Below are 20,102 nucleotides of genomic sequence, written 5' to 3'. Positions count from 1 at the left end.
TCATTTTTGTTATAAAAACGCTTAAAGAACATTTAAAAAGTAATTTTATATATTTTATTATAAAAACGCTTGAATAGTTGCGTACTTTATGATAAAATAATAAGGTTGTTTTTAAATCGTTCCTAAACCATTGCGTATTTTAAAACAAAATCGGAAGGTTATTTTTAAGCCGTTCCTAAGTAAAAATTAGAATAGAAGAAATGTATGAAAAGTTGGCAATGACGAAAAATGGTGAAGTTTAAGAATTTTTTAAAATTAATAATTTAGGAGGAGAAAAATTATGAAAAAATGGGTATATGCTTTAATGTTAAGTCTTTTAGTATTTGGTGGATGTATTAATGAGAATGCAACTAAGGATAAAGTTTCTAATCCTAAAGTTAGTCCAAGTGCAGGAACATATACATCAACTCAAACAGTAACATTATTAACAGATACAGACGGAGCAACAATATATTATACATTAGACGGAACTAAACCAGGAACTATAAAATATACAGCACCAATAAGTATATCAACAACAACAACATTAATGGCTGTAGCTAAAAAAGATGGAATGGATGACAGTGATGTAATAACAGCAAAATATGTAATTCAAAATAGTGTAGAAAAAGTTGCAGCACCAGTGATTACTCCAGCAGCAGGAACATATACAACAACACAAGCAATAACAATAACTACAGCAACAACAGGAGCTTCAATATATTATACAACAGATGGAACAACACCAAGTGTAGCATCAACAAAATATACAGCTGCATTTAATATAACAAAAACAACAACAGTAAAAGCAATAGCAATAAAAGATGGAATGGACAATAGTGATGTAGTAACTGCAGATTATATAATAACAGCTGAAGTAGCTAAAACAGCAGATCTATTCTTTTCAGAATATGTAGAATGTGCTGGAGGAAATAATAAAGCTTTAGAGGTTTATAATCCAACAGATAGTGATATAGTTTTAAGAACAGGGGATACAAATAATTATTTTATGATGAAATTAGGAAATACAACAGCTGGGGATACATGGGCATCTAGTAATGCAAAGCCTTTTCTATTTGCAGATGGGAATAGCATAAAATCAGGAGAGGTATTTGTCGTATATAATGCAGGAGCGGATGATTTGAATATAACAAGTACAGGAGATTTGGCAAGTACAATTACATATTATAATGGAAATGATGATTTAGCATTAGTAAAAGATGTAAATCATAACGGAACATATGAAGCTGATACAGATAAAGTGATAGATGTAATAGGAAAAATGGACGGAACAGATTGGGGAAAAGATACTACATTAGAAAGAAAAGCAACTGTAACTACAGGAAATACAACATTTAATTTGGATGAATGGAATGTTTTGCCAACAAATACATTTGATCACATAGGAGCTTTTACAGGTCGAACAGTAGTTTTACCAGTAATCAATCCAGAATTTAGTTTAGCAAGTGGAACATATACAACAACACAAGCAATAACAATAACTACAGCAACAACAGGAGCATCAATATATTATACAATAGATGGAACAACACCAAGTGCAATATCAACAAAATATACAGCTGCACTTAATATATCAACAACAACAACAGTAAAAGCAATAGGAATAAAAGATGGATTGGTAAGTAGTTCTGTAGTAACAGCTGTTTATGTTATAGATACTAATGCAACTCCAACTTATGAAGAATCTTTTGCAGTAGATAAATTTGAGGATAGAGGTTGGGCTATAACTGCAGAAGCAGGGACTAAAAAATGGTATTATAGTAGTGGAGTTGCCAAAATGGGTGCTTATAAATCAGGAGAAGACTCAAATATATCATGGATGGTAAGTCCTAAATTATCAATAGGGGATTCTAGTGTAATGACATTTGAGTCGGCTCAAGGGTATTCAAAAGATGGAACAGAATTAAAAGTATTAGTATCTGAAGATTATTCAGGAGATACAGCAACAGCTACTTGGACTGAATTAACTTTTGTTTTAGCTGATGAATCGGCTAGTGGTTATGGTGATTTTAAGTCTTCAGGAGATGTATCGTTAGCAGATTATAAAGATAAAAATATAGTTGTTGCTTTTAAATATATTGGAAGTGGAAATAATAATCAAACAACAACATATGAAATAAAAAATTTAAAAATTGTTAATGCTACAAAATAGTTAGGGTAGAAAAAGTTACAGTAGATAGGGGATAGACATAAAAAAGCTATATAACTTATAATAGTTATGGAACGTTTAAAAAATAAACTTTTTATATTTTGTTATAAAAGCGCTTAAAGAACATTTAAAAAGTATTTTTTTGGTATTTTGTTATAAAAACGCTTGAATCATTGCGTATTTTAAAACAAAAAGATAAGGTTGCTTTTAAAGTGTTCCTAAATCATTGCGCATTTTATAACAAAATCAGAAGGTTATTTTTAAACCGTTCCTATATAGCTTTTTTTCTTATCCTAAATTTATCTTTCCATTTCCTATTTCTATTCCTACTCCACCATTATCTAAAGTTAGTTTATCATCTTTCATTGTTATTGCACTTCCACCAGTTGTGATATTTACTTTTTTATCATCCATAGTTATTGTGCTATCTTTATTATTTATTCCTATTTTACCATCTTTTAAAATTATCTCTTTTTCTCCTTTTGTTAATCCCACACTTTCTTCTGTTATCTCTACATAACTTTCATCATCTTTTCCTGTTATTTTTATTGATTTAGAATCAAATCTGACCTCTTTTCCAAAACTTGTTCTGATTACTTTTACATCTGGGTCGTTATCTATATCTTCCGTTTTACTACTTACATTTCTTATACTTACTTCTCCTGCTTCAGCTCCAAAATGGACTTCTACTAATGTATCTTCTTCTGGCGTGAAATATGTACCTGTATACATTCTTTCTATTGGGTAATAGTAACTCTTACTTTCGTCATATTCATTTTCCATTTCTGTATATTCTATTTGTGCTTTATGTTGTTTTGAGACTTTTTTTATTGTCCCTTTTAATGTTAGTCCTGTTATACTTTCTTCTCTTTTTACTACTCCTATATTAAATTCATCTCGTCTTACAAATACTAAATCTGATTTTAATACTCCGCTTTCTTTGTATATCCTGTTTTTTATTAATAATAGCGAATCTTGTTTCCCTGTATTTACATCAATATTTATATTATATGGATTACCTATTGAAAACAGTTCTTCTCCTTTAATTTGAGGATATCCTTTTAATTTATAGCTGTTTTCTGTTGCTCCTTTTTTCAGCTTTCGACTTAGTAATAAATTCTTATTATCTATTGTTTTTTGACTACTTCCAAACTCTCCTATTGCTATTCCTGCTACTGTTTTGGGATTTTTACCTTTGCTATCATCTACTATTATTAAATCATTCTCTCTTCTTACTATTCTCTTTAAAAAATCCCAATCACTTTCTTTATATTGCACTTCTACTGGGTTTAATTCTGTTATTAACTCTTGTTTGTCTATATGACTATTAAATCCAAATGAGTATTTATTTTGATAAGTTTCATTTAATTTACTTATTACATCTTTATATTTTGTGCCAAGATTATGATATACTCTGTTTCTTTTTTCTTTTTCTAATTCTTTGCTTAATGAATAGCTTTTTATTTTTACTTTACAACTATTTTGCTCTATTTCCATAGAATGTTCATAAATTAATCCTCTAAATATAGGTTTATTATCATCTCCATATAATATTTCTATTCCTTGTGTTTCTACATTTAGAAATCTAGTTACTTCATCTGTATCTTCTCCTGCTATTATTCCTTCTATTTCTGCTACTGTATGTTCATTTACTTCTTTTATTATTTCTAAATTTAATAAATTAACATATTTTATACCTTTTATTTTTACTTGATAATCCATAAATCCTTTGCCTAAATCTTCTTTTTTCTCTTTTGGTTTTTCTATTAAATCTATCCCTAAGTATCCTTCCATATAGTTACTTATTGTTAAATAATCATCTAAATTATTTCCGTAATAATAACGCAAATTACGGTCTATTAAGATAAGATTATCCCCATAATATTTGCAGCCTGTATCTCTATTTATTTTATCTTTTACTAGACTTTCTTCTTTATCTTTTCCTTTATATGTTCCGCTTATATCTTTTCCATCTGCTGTTACTTTAGAATTTTTTCCCATATTACGAATGTCATAATATTTATCTTTATATCCTAAACTTGAATACAGCTCATAATCATTATTTGGTTTTCCTCTTTCTATATTCAAAAGATACTTTGATGGTGTTGTTATTTTTAATGTTATCTCTTTTTCTTTGTTATCTATTCCTAATTCTTTGTTATATACTTTTACTTTTTTTTCATCTTTTTCATTTCCTAAGATTATAGTTGCTTCTCCTTTTTTAACTTTTAGACCTATTAATTCTTTTAATGGATATTTTTTTAAATTTGATTTTAATTCTTTTAGTGAACTAAAAAAATTATCTTTACTTATAAATTCTTCTATTTTATTTTCTGTATCTACCTCTGATAATGAGGAGATAAATGTTGTGCAATACTTTCCGCTGTATATATTAAAAAAGGTTAATTCTGAAATATCTTTATTGGAATTTATCCCTAGATATTTCAATAATCCTTTTAAATATGATTGTAAATATTCTTTATTTATTTCTAAATCTGTAGCATCTATTTCTAATGTTCCACCAATGATTTTATCCAATGGATTATAAGCATAATTTAATTCATATTTTTTTTCTTCAAATTTAATTACAGATTTTTTGGCATTAATATGTTCTATAGTGCAATAATTATCTAAAAAGGACAAACCTTCTTTAGATAATATGTCTTTTATTTTACTAGCATAATTATATTTATATATTTCTCTCATATCTCTTATTACAGTCCTTATATTTGAAGTAGCTTTGATAATATATCGAAAAAACATCTTTTTCAAATATTCTTCTACAGTTAATTTTTTAAAGTTTAATTCTATTTTATAATCTTTTTCTCCATATCTTTCGATTAAGGCTACTTCTCCATATCCTCTATAAGCAGGATCAGTTCTCACAATTTGTAGTAATAACACACTTTTTAGTATTGATGCCATATATCCCTTTTGTAACTCTTGTCCTATGTTTCCTTGTTTGTCCAGCCATGGTAAAAATAGATATTCATTTCCTTTTATCTTTCCTATTTGCTCTTCGTTTTTTTCAACAAACATAATCTCTTTTAATTTACCTATTTTTGATTTTTCATTTTCTATATATACTACTTCTCCTAAATTATTCTCATGTAGAAATCTTCTTTGTAAATCTTTTATTAATTTTAATAGGGAATATAGTTTATAACCTTCGCTATTTGCCTCTTTTAGTGGAATTTCTATTTTTAAGTATTTTTTATTTTTTAAATCACGTTCTCCTTTAATTAATCCTTCATATATATATTTGCATTCTTTTAATTTATATTCTCCTTTGTTATCCTTTATATACTTATATAGATAATATCTATCTACGATTAAATGTTTCATTTCGAACTTTAATAATTCATTTGAATTGTGTCCTCTTAAATTTTTATTATCTTTATATTCAAGAGTGTTACCTTTTTTTTCTTCTAACTTATCAAAGGCAGTTTTGCTATATAATTCTAAATAATCAATTGGAGCAAAGTTATATGTCCCATCACTTATGCTTTTTTCTAATCTATTTGTTATATAACCTTTGATTCCACTGTTTTCATCATCTATTATTTCTTTAGACAACAATTCGCTATAAAGTTTTCTTATTTTTATATCCTCGAATATTTCTATTGCTCCTGATATTACAGACAATACAAAATCTAATCCCAGTACTATTAGATACGGAGTACCCCCCTCTAAAACACTATAGCATAAAGTAGCATATAATTCTGATGCTATATAACTTTCTAATCCTGTTATCACTATTTTATTGGTACTGCTATAATCTCTTTTTATATCTTCTGTAGTAAAATTTATAAAGTCAATAAGATTTTTAGGAGGATTACTATAATAAAGTTTTGATTGTCTTTCAGTTAGTATACCTGTAACGAATGATATATCTGCTCCATTATCCAAACCGCTTAATAATATATTGCTGCTAGGATTATCATCTTTTATTTTATTATATACTATTCTTAAATAATCTAAATTTTTTGGAAGCGCTTTTTTACTTTGGACACTTTTATTATCCTCAATATTTTTGCTTATTATTAATATATCTTCACCTTTTTTCAAAACAAATACTCTAAATCCATCATCAAACATATCCAGCTCTTCTGTTAGTGTTATTTCTCCTAAATTTTTTTCATCTGATACTTTTCCATTATTTTTTTCGTAATCTCCTAATGCGTTAAGTCCAGCATCTATTCCTTTAAATGTAAAATAGCTTCCTTTATCAAAAAGTATATCTGATAATATCATTAGTTTTTCTAATTTATTACTATTGTTAAATCGTACTCTCATTAATTCGCTTAATTCTCCTGTGAATTTCTTAAAATATTTACTAAAATCGCTTGCTCCTTCTAATGATTCTTTTAGTAAGGTTTTTATTCCAGAGCCGAAAAATTTTGCTTCTGTTCCTCCTACTTTTGAAAAGAAAAAGGCTGGCATTATATTGCCTGGCACATTTGATACAATAAACATTGTCATTTCTAATATTTGGATACTTTTTTTCAATTGTTCCACTTTTTCTCTACTTGGTAAATTTAATAAATCTTTTACTAATTGTTTTTTTATGTTTTTTTCATCTTCTACATTATTTTCTTCCAAAGCTTTTAATAACTTATTAAAATTAGCATCTGATTGATTTTTAATTTTTGTTTTTAATTTTTCTAAGTTATCTAAATTATCTTTATCTGATTTGCTTTTTTCTAATATTTCATTTAATGACGTTGCATATATATCTACATAATCTGACATATTTTTTGTTAAATATTCTGATACTATTTTGTATTTGTCTCCTCCGTAGATTACTTCCCATTCTCCTAAGAATTTTCCAACAGAATCTAATTTTGATAGGTATTCCATTCCTATTCCTGCTGATTTTCGCATTTCGATTAGGGCTTGGGTTTTGTCTAGTTTTCCGTTTTGATATCCGTAGATGTATTTTCCTATTTTTTTACCAGTTTTTTTATCATCATATTCTCTTACAAATGATTCTGGGATTAGTAGGTCTTTTAGTAGTTTTGATTGTTTATTATTATCTTCCTCATTTTCTTTTTGTTTTTTATTTATATTTACAAACTGCCAATCTAAATTTGCTAAATTACTAAATACCAATAATTCTTTATCTGTTATTTTACTCATTGCTATCATCTCCTTTTATATTATTTATATATACATATCTTAATGATCTTGATAATTTTACATTGGATAACAAATTAAAATAAAAACGTTTTAAAGTTTTTTTTATTTTATATTTTTCATAACTTGTTCCATAGTTAGCTTTTAACATATCTACAGAATATATCCAAGCTTGATATTGACTGTTATATTTTCTTATTCCCTTATAACTCAACTCACTTTTACTTATCCTATTCATTCTCTTAATCAATTCATCATCACTCATTTTCTTAACTTCATCTTCTAATTTTACACTCATCTCCTTTCTTAATTTCATTGGTGGCATATACACTTTTTCTCCATCTACTGTGAGTGCTACTTTTTTTCCGTGTTTTATTTCATAGGTGTAATCATAATAATCTGGTGCTAATACTCGCTCATCTATAAATATTACTCCCATCTCTAAATATTTGAACAACCCTTCCTTTTTTAAATATTGGATATACTTATATATCTCTTTCCTCCTTTCTTCTTTTTCTTTTTCAGTATCTATTCTATCAAATATATAAATATATAAAGTTAGTTCTAATCTTTTATTTTTTGGATCTTCTTTTACTGCTTTCATTTTTTCTTGAAATCCACATTCTAAATATTGTAAATATCCATCTCCTTTTTTTTCTGAATATTTTACACGTGACTTTATTCTTATTTTGTTTCCAAATATTTTTTTGGATTTTAAAAGCAAATAATTTTCTGCTTCATCATTCATTTTTATTACTCCATAATTATCACCAACTCCTCCTAATCTACCGAAGGGTAATATATCTACACTTGCTCTTGCATGATAATAACTATCATATTCTTTATTTGTTCCAATTATTGACTTAGGATATATTTCTGCCTGATAAAATTTTTCTCCATTTGCACTTCTTGTTCCTATGTTTTCTACAATAAAATCTTCTCCGTAATCTTTTTTTAGTTCTTGTTCCATCTTTGTTCTTATCTCTTTTACACCATGCCCAAAGATCATTGGTTTCAATACTGGTATTAATAATATCAATATTATAAAAATAATAATTCTTGGCAATTTTTCTTTTAATTCTTTTTCCATTTTTTCACTCCTTTTTTATTTTTTATTAGGGGAATATAAATTTATTCAGAAAATAAGCTATGCAATTTTGTTAAATTTTTTAGAGATTAAAAATTTAGAAAAACATTTATGCGTTACCAGAGGAAGCTAGCTTATTTTAAACATTCTAAAGGTTATTTTATCCCTGTGTTTACCTCTTCATTTCTTTGTCTTGATACAAAGAAACGAAGCAAAGAAAAATCAAGAAGCTAAAAAACTCGTTCGCTTTAGAGGAGGGCGCTCTCTCAGACAGTTTTAGCTTCAGGAGATTTTATGATAAAAAAGCTATAAATCTTTTAATAGATTTATCTTTAAAGTTATATTGATTATATTATTAATTTCTACTATTTTCTTTTTCGCTTTTTTCTCATAAAATCTTTTTTAGTTTTATTTTGGACAAACTTTATGATTTTGAGTTTTTTTGGTATTTAGATACAAAAGTCAAAATTGAATTCGGTTCTAAAACAGTTTAAAATGTATTTTTTCTGTATGGAGATTATAACATTTTTGTTGGTTTTTATGAAAGATTTTTTAAACAATTTTTATAAATTTATCTTCAAAATAATAAAATATATGCTATAATATATATTGAAGGAGGTGAGGAGATGAGAAAATTAAAATCATCAAAACCAAAGGTAAAGAAAAAAGATAAATTTGAGAGTGATAATAATACTACAAATCACAATACTAACTCATTTATTCCTAACAAAAATAGTAGATCAAATCAAATTAATCCAGCTACTTTAAATCACAAAGGAAGTAAAAGAGGATAAAAGAAAAAAGAGTTTACAAATTAAATATTTGTAAGCTTTTTTTGTTATTTTCTGAATAAATTTATATTTTGCTAATAAAAAAATATTTACACAAATAACCATAACTGTTATAATATAGAGTGATAATTTCAAAAAAATAAAAAAGGATGCGATTATAAATGTTTGAAAGTTTAAAAAGAAAACATTTTTCATTTGATGATTACAGAGTAAAAGATAAAATATATTTCATCTTAAAATTTGAAAATGAGAGAAGCTATATTGAACTAAGAGATTCAAAAGGAAAAAAAGTAGATACAGATGCAGTAATAGCAACAAATGAATATGATAACTCTATATTACAAAAAATAAATGAGATAAAAGAAAAAGATGAATTTAATATAAATTGGGATGATGAGATAGAAAATAAAAGTGAAAGATTATATTTGGATAACAATAGTTTTTTAGTGGATTATCTATTAAAAAGTGAGAGTTTTATAAATGAAAATAAAATGAAAATAGAATTAGCAGAAGAAGAGATAAATTTAGAATTAATAATAGAAAAGGTAGAAGAGAAATTTAAAGCTAAAATAAATTTTAATAACAACTTAGATTATAAAATAATATCGCAAACACATTTATATTCAAATGGGAAAATATATCTAATCAAAAATATAGGAGATAACTATCAGCAGTTAAAAGAATTTGAAGTAGAGATAAAGGATGGTTATTTAAATAAATTTTTATCTATTTTTTATTCATATTTTACAAATATAAAATGTCAAGTAGAGGGTTTTAGTATAAAAAAAATTAATAGTATTAGCTTAAAGCCTGTAATAGTATTTGAAAAAATAGATGTAGATAAATATCTTCATTTGAAAATAGGGTTGAATTTAGATAATTATGATTTTGAATTTTTCAAAGAATTTAATATAAAAAAAGTAGTAGATATAAATGAAAAAAGTAAGGATATATATATTCGTGAAGTGGATTATAATAAATCTGTACAAGCATTTGATGATCTATTTAAAATGTTAAAAAAGAGTAAAGATAAAAGTGAGTTTTTTATAGATAACGATTATATAATTATGTCAAATAATTTTGCAAAAGAATTTTTACAAAAAAAATTACACTATTTAATTAACCATTTTGAGCTTTACGGTTCAGAAAAATTAAACGAATATAAAATAAAAATATCGAAGCCAAAATTAACATTTGGATTGTCTAGCTCAATAGATTATTTTGAAGGAGATATGGAAATTAATATAGAAGATGAGACATTTTCAGTTGTAAATTTTTTAAAAATGTATAATAAAGATAAATATATAAAACTTACAGATAATTCAAATGTTATTATAGAGAAAAAATTTGTGGATAAATTAAATAGAATTTTTGATGAAAAAAAAGGAGAATTTAATGTTTCTTTTTATGATTTGCCAGTGATAGAAGAGATGATAGAAACTCAACAATTAAAAACAGTGTTTTCAAAAGAGATAGAGGTATATGAGGGATTTAATGAAATAGAAAAGGTGGATTTGAATTTAAAAGAGGTAGATGCAGAGCTTAGAAATTATCAGGAATATGGAACTAAATGGTTGAAATATCTGTATGAAAATAGATTAGGGGGATGTTTAGCAGACGATATGGGACTTGGTAAAACATTACAAGCCATAGCATTAATAAAAAATATATATACAGATAAGAAAAAAATAGTGATTGTAGTGCCAACAAGCCTTATTTATAATTGGGAAAATGAGCTTAAAAAATTTACACCAGATTTAGAATATGCTATATATTATGGAAATAATAGGGACTTTAAAGTTTTTGAAGAAAACAAAATATTTATTACTACTTATGGAGTGTTGAGAAATGATATAGGTAGAATAAAAGATATAGAGTTTGATACAGCTATTTTGGATGAGTCGCAAAATATTAAAAATATTAATTCACAAATATCAAAAGCTGTATTATTAATAAAAGCAGAAAATAGATTTGCATTAAGTGGTACACCTATTGAAAATCATTTAGGAGAGCTTTTTTCTCTGTTTAGATTTTTAAACCCGAAAATGTTTGGAACTGTAAATAATTTTAATAAAAAATATATTGTTCCAATTCAAAAAGAGGGGAATGAAGATGTATCAAAAGAGTTAAAGAAAAAGATATATCCTTTTATTTTAAGGAGGAAAAAACGAGATGTATTAAAGGAACTGCCTGAAAAAGTGGAACAAACTTTATATGTTGATATGAATACAAAACAAAAAAAATTATATAATGAAAGAAGAATATTTTTTAAAGAAGTATTAGATAAACAGATAGAAAGAGAAGGGGTGAAAAAAAGCCAATTTTTTATATTTCAAGCTTTAAATGAACTTAGAAGGATAACTTCAAATCCTGAATCATTTAGTGAAAATAGAATAACCTCATCAAAAAGAGATTTATTAATGGAAAATTTACAAGATATTGTATCAAATGGAAGGAAAGCGCTTGTTTTCACCAATTTTCTAAATGTAATAGAAAAAATAGAAGAGGATTTGACAAAAGAGGGAATAAAATATTTAGTAATAACAGGAGCAACAAAAAAGAGACAGGAGATAGTAAATTTGTTTCAAAATGAAGAGGAATATAAAGTTTTGATTATGACTTTAAAAACAGGTGGAGTTGGATTAAATCTAACTGCGGCAGATAGTGTATTTATATTTGACCCTTGGTGGAATGTATCAGCAGAGCAACAAGCAATAGACAGAGCACATAGAATAGGACAAGATAAAACTGTATTTAGTTATAAAATAATTACAAAAGATAGTATAGAAGAAAAAATAGAATTATTGCAAAAGAAAAAAAGAGAGTTAATTGAAAATATTATAGAAGAGGATACAATGATGAGTAAAAGCATATCAGAATCTGATTTAGAATATATATTGGGAGAATAAAAATGGAAAGTAGAAAAGAAGAGTTGTTGAAATTAGAAATTATGAAAAACTATGAGTTTAAAGAATTAAAAACATTATATGAGTTATATTTTAAAAAGTGTATTAACAAAGGTTATATAAAAAGTGATTTGAAAGACAAAATGATTTATATGAGAGATAGAGAAAAGTTAGTAGATATTATGTTTCAATTTTACACTAAGAAAGATGTGTTTAATAATTGCCTAAAAGATATGCCAAAACAAGTGAGAATGATATTTAAGTTAATATGTTTTAATATAGCTGTAGATATAAGTGTATTGAAAGAGACATATAAAATAGATGTAATTGATAAAAAAAAGAAAGAGCGATATAGTTATTTATCGGACCCTAAAACTCTTTTGAAAAAAGGGGTTGAATTTTTTAAGATTGTCTTATATAGAAAATTTTATTATGGTGAAATAAGTGGAATGTTAACTCTTCCACAAGTAATAAGAATAGCTATAACGGAGAATTTAGAAGAAAAACCTCTTCATTATGATTTAGTTCCTTTGGAGAAAGTAGAATCTAAATATATTAAGAATTTTGAAATTGAACTATTAAAAAATTATCTATTATATGTAAATATACAAAAAAGTGGATTAATAAAAAAGTCAGTATCAGGGAAAATATTAAAGAAATCAATAGTTGATTTTAAAAATAGAACTAATATGGAAGAGCTATATGAAGGAAATAAAAAATTAGAGTATTATAAGTCAAAATTAATATTAGAGTTTATTGATTTTGCAAATTTTAATAAAGAGGAATATGGATTAGATGCAAAAGAAGGTATAAAAAAACTTGTAACTGACATATTTGAAGATAAGCTGAATTACAATGGTTTAAGTAAAAAAATAAATTTACTTGATTTTATTCTTACTCATATAAAAGGTATGCGATATTATTTTGATGAAAATAATTTGTATAAACAATTTATGGAAAAACTATTTAAAATATTAAGGAAGTTTAAAAAAGAGTTTTGGATTGATGTAACAAATATATATGATACTTTAATTTATAAAAATGAAAATGTAGATTTAATAGATGTTAGGTTAAGTGCAAATCTATATATGATGGTAGAGGAGGGACAGCCTTACGCTAGATATAAAGATAAGCATTATATAGAAAATGGGATATTATATATGAACTATATAACTATTCCTTTTATAAAAGGGGTTTTAGTTTTATTAGCATCATTTGGTGTTTTTGAAATTGCATATGATGAATTTGAAAATAAAAAAGGGTTTGAAGATGAATCTAGAGATTTTTTAGGGAATACAGAGTTTGATAACATTAAATATGTAAAATTAACAAAATTGGGAGAATATGTTTTTGGATTAAGAGATGATTATGAAATACAAACTAAAGAAGATGTAAAAATAGAATTAGATACCAAAAGATTAGTAATAAATTTTAAAGGTGAGGATAATTTAAAAAAAGTTTTTATTGAGTCAATAGCAGATAAAATCGGTGAAAATATGTATAAAGTAGATTTTGACAGTATATTTAGAAATGTTTTAAATGCAGAAGATATGAAAAATAATATTCAGAATTTTAAAAATTATATTGAAAAAGATTTGCCTGAAAACTGGAAGATTTTTTTTGAAAATTTAGAAAAAAGATTAAATCCTATTGTAGAAACAACTGAGTATAAAGTTTTTGAAATAGATAAAAATAAAGAGTTAATAAAATTACTAACAAAAGATAGTTATTTGAAAAAATATATATTAAAAGCAGAAGATTATAAAATATTGGTGAAAAATAAAGATATAAATAGAGTAAAAAAGAAATTAAAAGAATATGGATTTTATATGGATTAAAAAGTAAATTTACTTAGGAACGGCTTAAAAATAATAAAATAAGAAAAATATGTTTTTTAAATATTTCTTAAGGCTTATTTGTAAACAGATTGAATAAATTGATTGAATGTGTTATGATACAGGTGCAACGAAGGTTGTAGATGTAGGTACTCCCTAAAAAAGAAAGGGGGTGGGACTATGAGAAAACTAATTAATTGTGCAAAAAATAGAAAAAGACTGCTATTCACAGTAGCAATCTTTTTCTTAGCACACATTAGTACTCATTAAAGTTCTACTGGGGCTGAAATGCCCCTCACCTATATCTATTTTACTATAAAAGAATCAAAAAATCAATAAGAAAATTTTATAAAATAAAATCGGAGGTAAAAAATGACAAACAATGATATTTTAAGAAGAGTTAGGTATGCATTAGATATACCTGATAAAGTTTTAATAGGGTGTTTTAAAGAATTTGGAGAACATATGGAAGTAGCTGATGTTCGTAATTTATTAAAAAAAGAGAATGAGGAAGGGTATGTAAAATGTAGTAACAAACAATTAGGGATGGTTTTAGATGGATATATTATTTATAAAAGAGGAAGACAAGAACCAAAACCTGGGGAAGAGCCTAAACCACGTATAGAATTAACAGGTAATAATTTTAATAATTTAATTATGAAAAAATTAAAAATAGCATTAAATCTTAGAAGCGATGATATAATTGATATTTTTAATCTAGCAGGTGTAAATGTATCAGTATCTGAATTAAGAAGTCTATTTAGAAAACCTGGACATAAAAATTACAAAGAGTGCCTTGATAGTTATCTTCGTAATTTCCTTAAAGGGTTGACTATTCATTATAGAGGAGAATAAGCAAAAGTTAAATTAGAACTAAATTAAAAAAGAGCTCAATATTTTGAGCTCTTTAATAGTCTATTTTATCAATCCTTTTTCCCTTAAAGCATCTTCTGCTACTTTTTTTTCTGGTAATTCTAATACATCTATTTGGTAATTATATTTTTGAAAATCTTCATCAGTGAATGCTCCACCTAATTTTTTTAATTCTTCCACAATTTTTGGATGAGAATTAGCAAATTCAGTTTTCATTCTAGGGACTGCATCATATGGCGGAAAAAAGTTTTTATCATCTTTTAAAACTTTAAGATCATATTTTTTAAGCATTCCATCTGTAGAATATACTACTGCAACATCTATTTGTCCATTTTTTACTGCAATATATTTTAATCCTGTATCTAAAACAACTTCTTTTTTAAAAGAAAATCCATAAGTTTTTGTAATTCCAGGCATTCCATCTTCTCTGCTAAAAAAATCTCCTAATGCTCCTATTTTAAGTTTTTCTGCAACTCCATTTAGATCAGAAAGTTTTTCCAAATTATATTTTTTAGCTAATTCTTGTGTTAATCCAAATGCATAAGTATTATTAAATCCTAATGGTAATAACCAAGTTATTCCTTGTTTTGCAGATTCATCTCTTACATATTGATAAATCTTTTTTGGATCTTTTAATCCATGTGCTTTTAAAAGAAACATATAACCGGTTCCTGTATATTCTGCTGAAATATCTATTTGAGAACTCTTTAATGCCTGATTTATAAGCATTGTTCCACCAAATTCAGATACTTTTGTTTTGTACTTTGTATTTTTTTCTATTAACACTGATAACATTCTTCCAAGTAATCTTTGTTCTGTAAAATTTTTATGACCTATTCTTATTACCTCTTTTTTATTGAAAAACCCAGTAAAAAATCCAGCAAATGCACTTGTTGATATTATTGCTGTTAAAATAAATATTCCTAATACTCTTTTCATAAACTCCTCCTATTTTTTTTAGTATGTTATACCTTTTGGTGTTAATTGTTTTTCTATTTTTCCAAATAAAAAATCAACGACTACTGCAAGTAATGCTGCTGGAATAGCTCCTAATAAAATCATATTATCACTATTCATTGATATTCCTTTAAAGATAAAAGTTCCTAGTCCTCCAGCTCCAATCAATGCTGCAATTGTAGCCGTTCCTATATTAATAACTGTTGCAACTCTTATTCCACCCATAATTACAGATAAAGCAAGAGGTATTTCTATTATTGTTAATATCTGAAAATTGGTCATTCCCATTCCAACACCTGCTTCTACTGATGCTGGTTCCACATTAGTAATTCCAATATATGTATTTTTTATTATTGGAAGTAATGCATATAAAAAAAGTACAAATACTGACGGAACTAATCCTATGCCTAAAAATGGAATGATTAACCCAAATAATGCTAAACTTGGCAATGTTTGAAATACATTTGCAATATTAATAACTGTTCCTGCTAACTTCCTTTTTCTTGTGATCATTATTCCAATTGGGACTCCTATTACAATTGCTAATCCAACGGCCAATCCTGTGATTTGTATATGTCTTAATAAAGCTTCGAATACTTCATCCATTCTGTAATAAAAAAACTGAAAAAAATTCATTATTTCTCCTCCTTTTCTTCTGCTTCCGGTGATATTTCTGTTATTAGATTTAATAAACTTGTAGAAGTTATAATTCCTACAACTTCATTTTCAGAGTTTGTAACTGGTACGCTTTTAAAATCTCTCTTTGACATAATATCAAGAACATTAAGCATATTTGTATTCTCATCAACAGCAACAAATTCTGTTCTCATATAATCTTTTATTTTTTTAGTATCTTTATTTATACCTTTTTTCTTAAGTTCGCTTGCTTTTAATCTATTTGGAGTTATTACTCCTAAAGCTTTTTGGGCTTTATCTCTTATTTTATCGACAACAATAAGTACAGAAGCATTGCTATCTTTTAATTTATCTACTGCTTTTGCGATGTTTCCTTCTAAACTAATTTTATGAACATCTTTTTTCATAAGATCTTTTGCTAAAAACATCTCTGGTTGTTTCCATAATCTTTCTTTTCCTATGAAATACTCAACAAAATCATTTTTAGGATGTTTTAATATCTCTTCTGGTATATCATATTGAATTATTTTTCCTTTGTCCATAACTGCTATTTTATCTGCAATTGCAATGGCTTCATCCATATCATGTGTAACGAATATTATTGTTTTATGAAGTTCATCTTGTATTTTTATTATCTCATCTTGTAATTTTTTTCTTGTAATAGGATCTAAAGCACTAAATGGCTCATCCATTAATATAATATCAGGATTTACTGCTAAAGCCCTTGCTATTCCTATTCTTTGTTGTTGTCCTCCACTTAATTCATTTGGATAACGATTATAATAAAGCTCATAATCAAGATCCACAAGTTCTAAAAGTTCTTTTGTTCTTTGTTCTCTTTTTTCTTTATCCCATTTTTTTAACTTGGGGATAATTTCGATATTTTCTCCTACAGTCATATGAGGTAGTAATCCTACTTTTTGTATTACATATCCAATATTACGTCTAAGCTCTATTTTATCCATTTCTAATATGTTTTTTCCATCAATTAAAATTTTACCTTCACTTGGTTTTGTTAATAGATTTATCATCTTCATTGTGGTTGTTTTTCCACATCCGCTTTCGCCAATTAATACGACTAACTCACCTTTGTTGATTTTTAGATTTAAATTATCAATTACATTTGTTCTTCCATCAAAATTTTTTGATATTTTTTTAAATTCTATCATTATGCCCTTCTCCTTTCATATTTTTATAGAAATAAAAAAGCTTAAATACCCCAACTCTAAAGATATTGAAAGATACTCAATATCAATAGAGTTAGGGTATCTAAGCTTCGTCAAATGACTCGCATTATAGCATTGAAATACTATAGTTTATTGCCTCTAAAGACCCTAAACAGACCGCAGTTCTATTATGATTTTTCATTTTAAATTTCCCATTAATAAGTTTTTTGCTTGAGTTAATACTATAATTACACATTATTAATCTCACAAAAAAAGTACTACTTAAAATTACTTCAATTATTCTATTTATATTAATTATATCAAAAAAAGAGTTTTTTGTCAATTTTTGTACTATTTAGGATAGTGTCAAATTTTTGTAGGAAAAATTTTTGACCCATTATTTTTTCTGAATATAGGTTATGATTGAAAAAGTTGATTGAAAATGCTAAAATATGTGAGTAACTAATATTATAGATATAGAAATGCTAAAAGTAAGGGAAAAGGGTAGAATGAAAAAATTGATTAAGAAACTTTAGAAAAATTAAGGGGTCATTTGTTTGACAAATTTATTTTTTTAATGTCCCCAAGTATGCAGAAATAAACAAAGCACTTTAAATCCCTATATTGAAATAAAATTAGAAAAGAGGGTGTTTTTAAGGATTAATGCAGAAATTATTGACAGGGAAAATAAGGAGGTGGATGTTTTGAATGAATTAGAAAAGAAATTATATGAACAATTAAAAAAATTTGATTCGCTTCCTTTTTTATTTGTTGGATCGGGACTTTCAAGAAGATATTTAAAAATAGAAGATTGGGAAAATCTTTTGAGAAAATTTGCAAAGCTATCTATAGAGAATGCTTTTGCATATGAAATTTATAAAGAGAAAGCAAAGAATTTTGAAAATAAAAATGGCATTAACCCCAAAATAGCAGAGTTGATAGAAAGAGATTTTAATTTGAAGTGGTTTAAAAGTCCTGAATTTAAAAAAAGCAGAAAAGAGTATGCCGAAGATATTACGAAAGGTATTTCGCCGCTAAAAATAGAAATAGCAAAATATTTCAAAAATGTAACTGAAAATCTTGGAAATGGCAGTGAAATAGAAAAAAAAGAGATTGAATGGCTAAAAGAAATTAGCAAAAAAAGTATTTCAGGAGTTATTACAACAAATTATGACACATTAATTGATGAAGTTTTTACAGGATATAAAATATATATAGGTCAAGAAGAACTGATTTTTTCAACGTTGCAAGGAACAGCAGAAATTTATAAAATTCATGGTTGCTGCTCAAAACCAGAAAGTATTGTTATTACAGAAAATGATTACAAAGGATTCAATGATAAAAATGCTTACCTATCAGCAAAATTATTGACTATATTTCTAGAGCACCCAATAGTATTTTTAGGGTATTCAATTAATGATAAGAATGTTGAAGATATATTAAAATCCATAACCAATTGTCTATCAGAAGAAAACTTGGAAAAGTTGCGAGACAGATTGATTTTTATTGAATGGAATAATACAGGCAAAGAAGATGAAATTTCAACATTTAGCAAAGTATTTTCAAATGGAAAAAGAATTGAAATGACCAGAGTTTTTGTTAAAGATTTTAATAAAATTTATAAGGTGTTATCAATGATTAAGTCAAAATATAATCCAAGAATTTTAAGAAAATTAAAAGAAGAAATTTATGAGCTTGTTTTGACAAATGATCCAAAGGAAAAAATGAGAGTTGTTGGATTTGATGATGAAACAAAGATTGAAAATATTGAAGTTGTAATGGGTGTTGGTATAATTAATGATTTTAGCCGAAGAGGCTATGAAAGAATTACTGCGGTGGAACTATATGAAGATATTGTGTTTAATAAAGAAAAATTTGATAATTTTGAAATAGTTACAAAAACTTTACCTGAGTTATTGAAACATAATTCAGGGAGTGTTCCTATATTCAAATATTTACAGGGATATCAGGGAGAATTACCAGAAAGAGTCAAAGAGGAATTAGAGAAAAGGAAAGATTTAGATAGCTTTCTTTCTCGAACATTCAAAGACAAAAAATTAAAAAATATTAATAGATATAAATCGATAAATGAAATCAAAGAAGATCATGATGATTTAAGTTCTATGATTCAAGTGTTATATTTAGGTGAAAAATATCTTAATGAAATTGAATTAGATGGATTTTTAAAAGAATTGTTTGAAAAATATCCTGATATTTTATTTGATTCTAAAATGAATACGAAGACAAATATTAAAAGGCTGATTAAAATTTATGACTGGTTAAAATATAGCAAAAAATAAAAAATGTGTTTAGTACCAAGAAAACAAGTAAGGAGTTATATCACTCACCTGAATTAGAAGAACCAACACATTTTTACTGTAAGTCATACCTTGCATAATAGCAGAGAGTTAATATCATCTACCATAAGTACAGAATGACGTAACAGCTATATAATTTTGATATATCTATTATACTTTATTTTGAGTAAAATTTCAATGGGATTTTTAAGAAAAATATTCTTAGGAAATGAATTTAAAAATAACGCAATAGATAATTAGACCAAGAA

General features: G+C 26.0%; 11 protein-coding genes. 6 read left to right on the top strand and 5 right to left on the bottom strand.

Features of this window, described 5'->3' with window-relative positions; translation table 11 throughout:
• The first annotated feature begins 280 nt into the window (after positions 1 to 280).
• Positions 281 to 2,152, top strand: coding sequence for a chitobiase/beta-hexosaminidase C-terminal domain-containing protein (locus tag RDY08_RS09910; protein WP_307904271.1), 1,872 nt, complete (start codon positions 281 to 283; stop codon positions 2,150 to 2,152).
• A gap of 285 nt (positions 2,153 to 2,437) precedes the next feature.
• On the opposite strand, the gene RDY08_RS09905 is transcribed toward RDY08_RS09910, so the two are convergent.
• Entirely contained in the window at positions 2,438 to 7,288 is a 4,851-nt protein-coding gene (locus RDY08_RS09905; RefSeq protein WP_307904270.1) for a hypothetical protein, read from the bottom strand.
• A complete protein-coding gene (locus tag RDY08_RS09900) occupies positions 7,281 to 8,375 on the bottom strand; it encodes a hypothetical protein (RefSeq protein ID WP_307904269.1) in 1,095 nt (364 codons plus the stop codon). The genes RDY08_RS09905 and RDY08_RS09900 overlap by 8 nt, the downstream gene beginning before the upstream one ends.
• A 623-nt stretch (positions 8,376 to 8,998) precedes the next feature.
• On the opposite strand from RDY08_RS09900, the gene RDY08_RS09895 reads away from it, so the two are divergent.
• The 4 genes from RDY08_RS09895 (at position 8,999) to RDY08_RS09880 (ending at position 14,759) form a co-directional block, all read left to right on the top strand.
• Positions 8,999 to 9,166: a hypothetical protein gene (locus tag RDY08_RS09895; RefSeq protein WP_307904268.1), complete on the top strand. Its 168-nt coding sequence runs from the start codon at positions 8,999 to 9,001 to the stop codon at positions 9,164 to 9,166.
• A gap of 158 nt (positions 9,167 to 9,324) precedes the next feature.
• Positions 9,325 to 12,072, top strand: coding sequence for a DEAD/DEAH box helicase (locus RDY08_RS09890; RefSeq protein WP_307904267.1), 2,748 nt, complete (start codon positions 9,325 to 9,327; stop codon positions 12,070 to 12,072).
• A gap of 2 nt (positions 12,073 to 12,074) precedes the next feature.
• Positions 12,075 to 13,907: a hypothetical protein gene (locus tag RDY08_RS09885; protein WP_307904265.1), complete on the top strand. Its 1,833-nt coding sequence runs from the start codon at positions 12,075 to 12,077 to the stop codon at positions 13,905 to 13,907.
• Positions 13,908 to 14,276: 369 nt separating this feature from the next.
• Positions 14,277 to 14,759: a YehS family protein gene (locus RDY08_RS09880; RefSeq protein WP_307904264.1), complete on the top strand. Its 483-nt coding sequence runs from the start codon at positions 14,277 to 14,279 to the stop codon at positions 14,757 to 14,759.
• A gap of 60 nt (positions 14,760 to 14,819) precedes the next feature.
• Here RDY08_RS09880 and RDY08_RS09875 read toward each other — a convergent pair whose 3' ends face one another.
• From RDY08_RS09875 to RDY08_RS09865, 3 genes are read right to left on the bottom strand one after another with little or no spacing between them, the layout of a single operon-like run.
• Positions 14,820 to 15,716, bottom strand: a complete 897-nt coding sequence (locus RDY08_RS09875) for an ABC transporter substrate-binding protein (RefSeq protein WP_307904263.1) — start codon at positions 15,714 to 15,716, stop codon at positions 14,820 to 14,822.
• 18 nt (positions 15,717 to 15,734) lie between these two features.
• A complete protein-coding gene (locus tag RDY08_RS09870) occupies positions 15,735 to 16,370 on the bottom strand; it encodes an ABC transporter permease (RefSeq protein WP_307904262.1) in 636 nt (211 codons plus the stop codon).
• On the bottom strand, positions 16,370 to 17,539 hold the full coding sequence (locus tag RDY08_RS09865) for a betaine/proline/choline family ABC transporter ATP-binding protein (protein WP_307904261.1): 1,170 nt from the start codon (positions 17,537 to 17,539) through the stop codon (positions 16,370 to 16,372). The genes RDY08_RS09870 and RDY08_RS09865 overlap by 1 nt, the downstream gene beginning before the upstream one ends.
• Positions 17,540 to 18,240: 701 nt before the next feature.
• On the opposite strand from RDY08_RS09865, the gene RDY08_RS09860 reads away from it, so the two are divergent.
• A complete protein-coding gene (locus RDY08_RS09860) occupies positions 18,241 to 19,836 on the top strand; it encodes an SIR2 family protein (protein ID WP_307904259.1) in 1,596 nt (531 codons plus the stop codon).
• Positions 19,837 to 20,102 lie beyond the last annotated feature (266 nt).

The sequence above is a fragment of the Haliovirga abyssi genome, from assembly GCF_030295325.1.
GTDB lineage: Bacteria > Fusobacteriota > Fusobacteriia > Fusobacteriales > Haliovirgaceae > Haliovirga > Haliovirga abyssi.
This window is presented reverse-complemented; position numbering and strand designations above follow the sequence as displayed.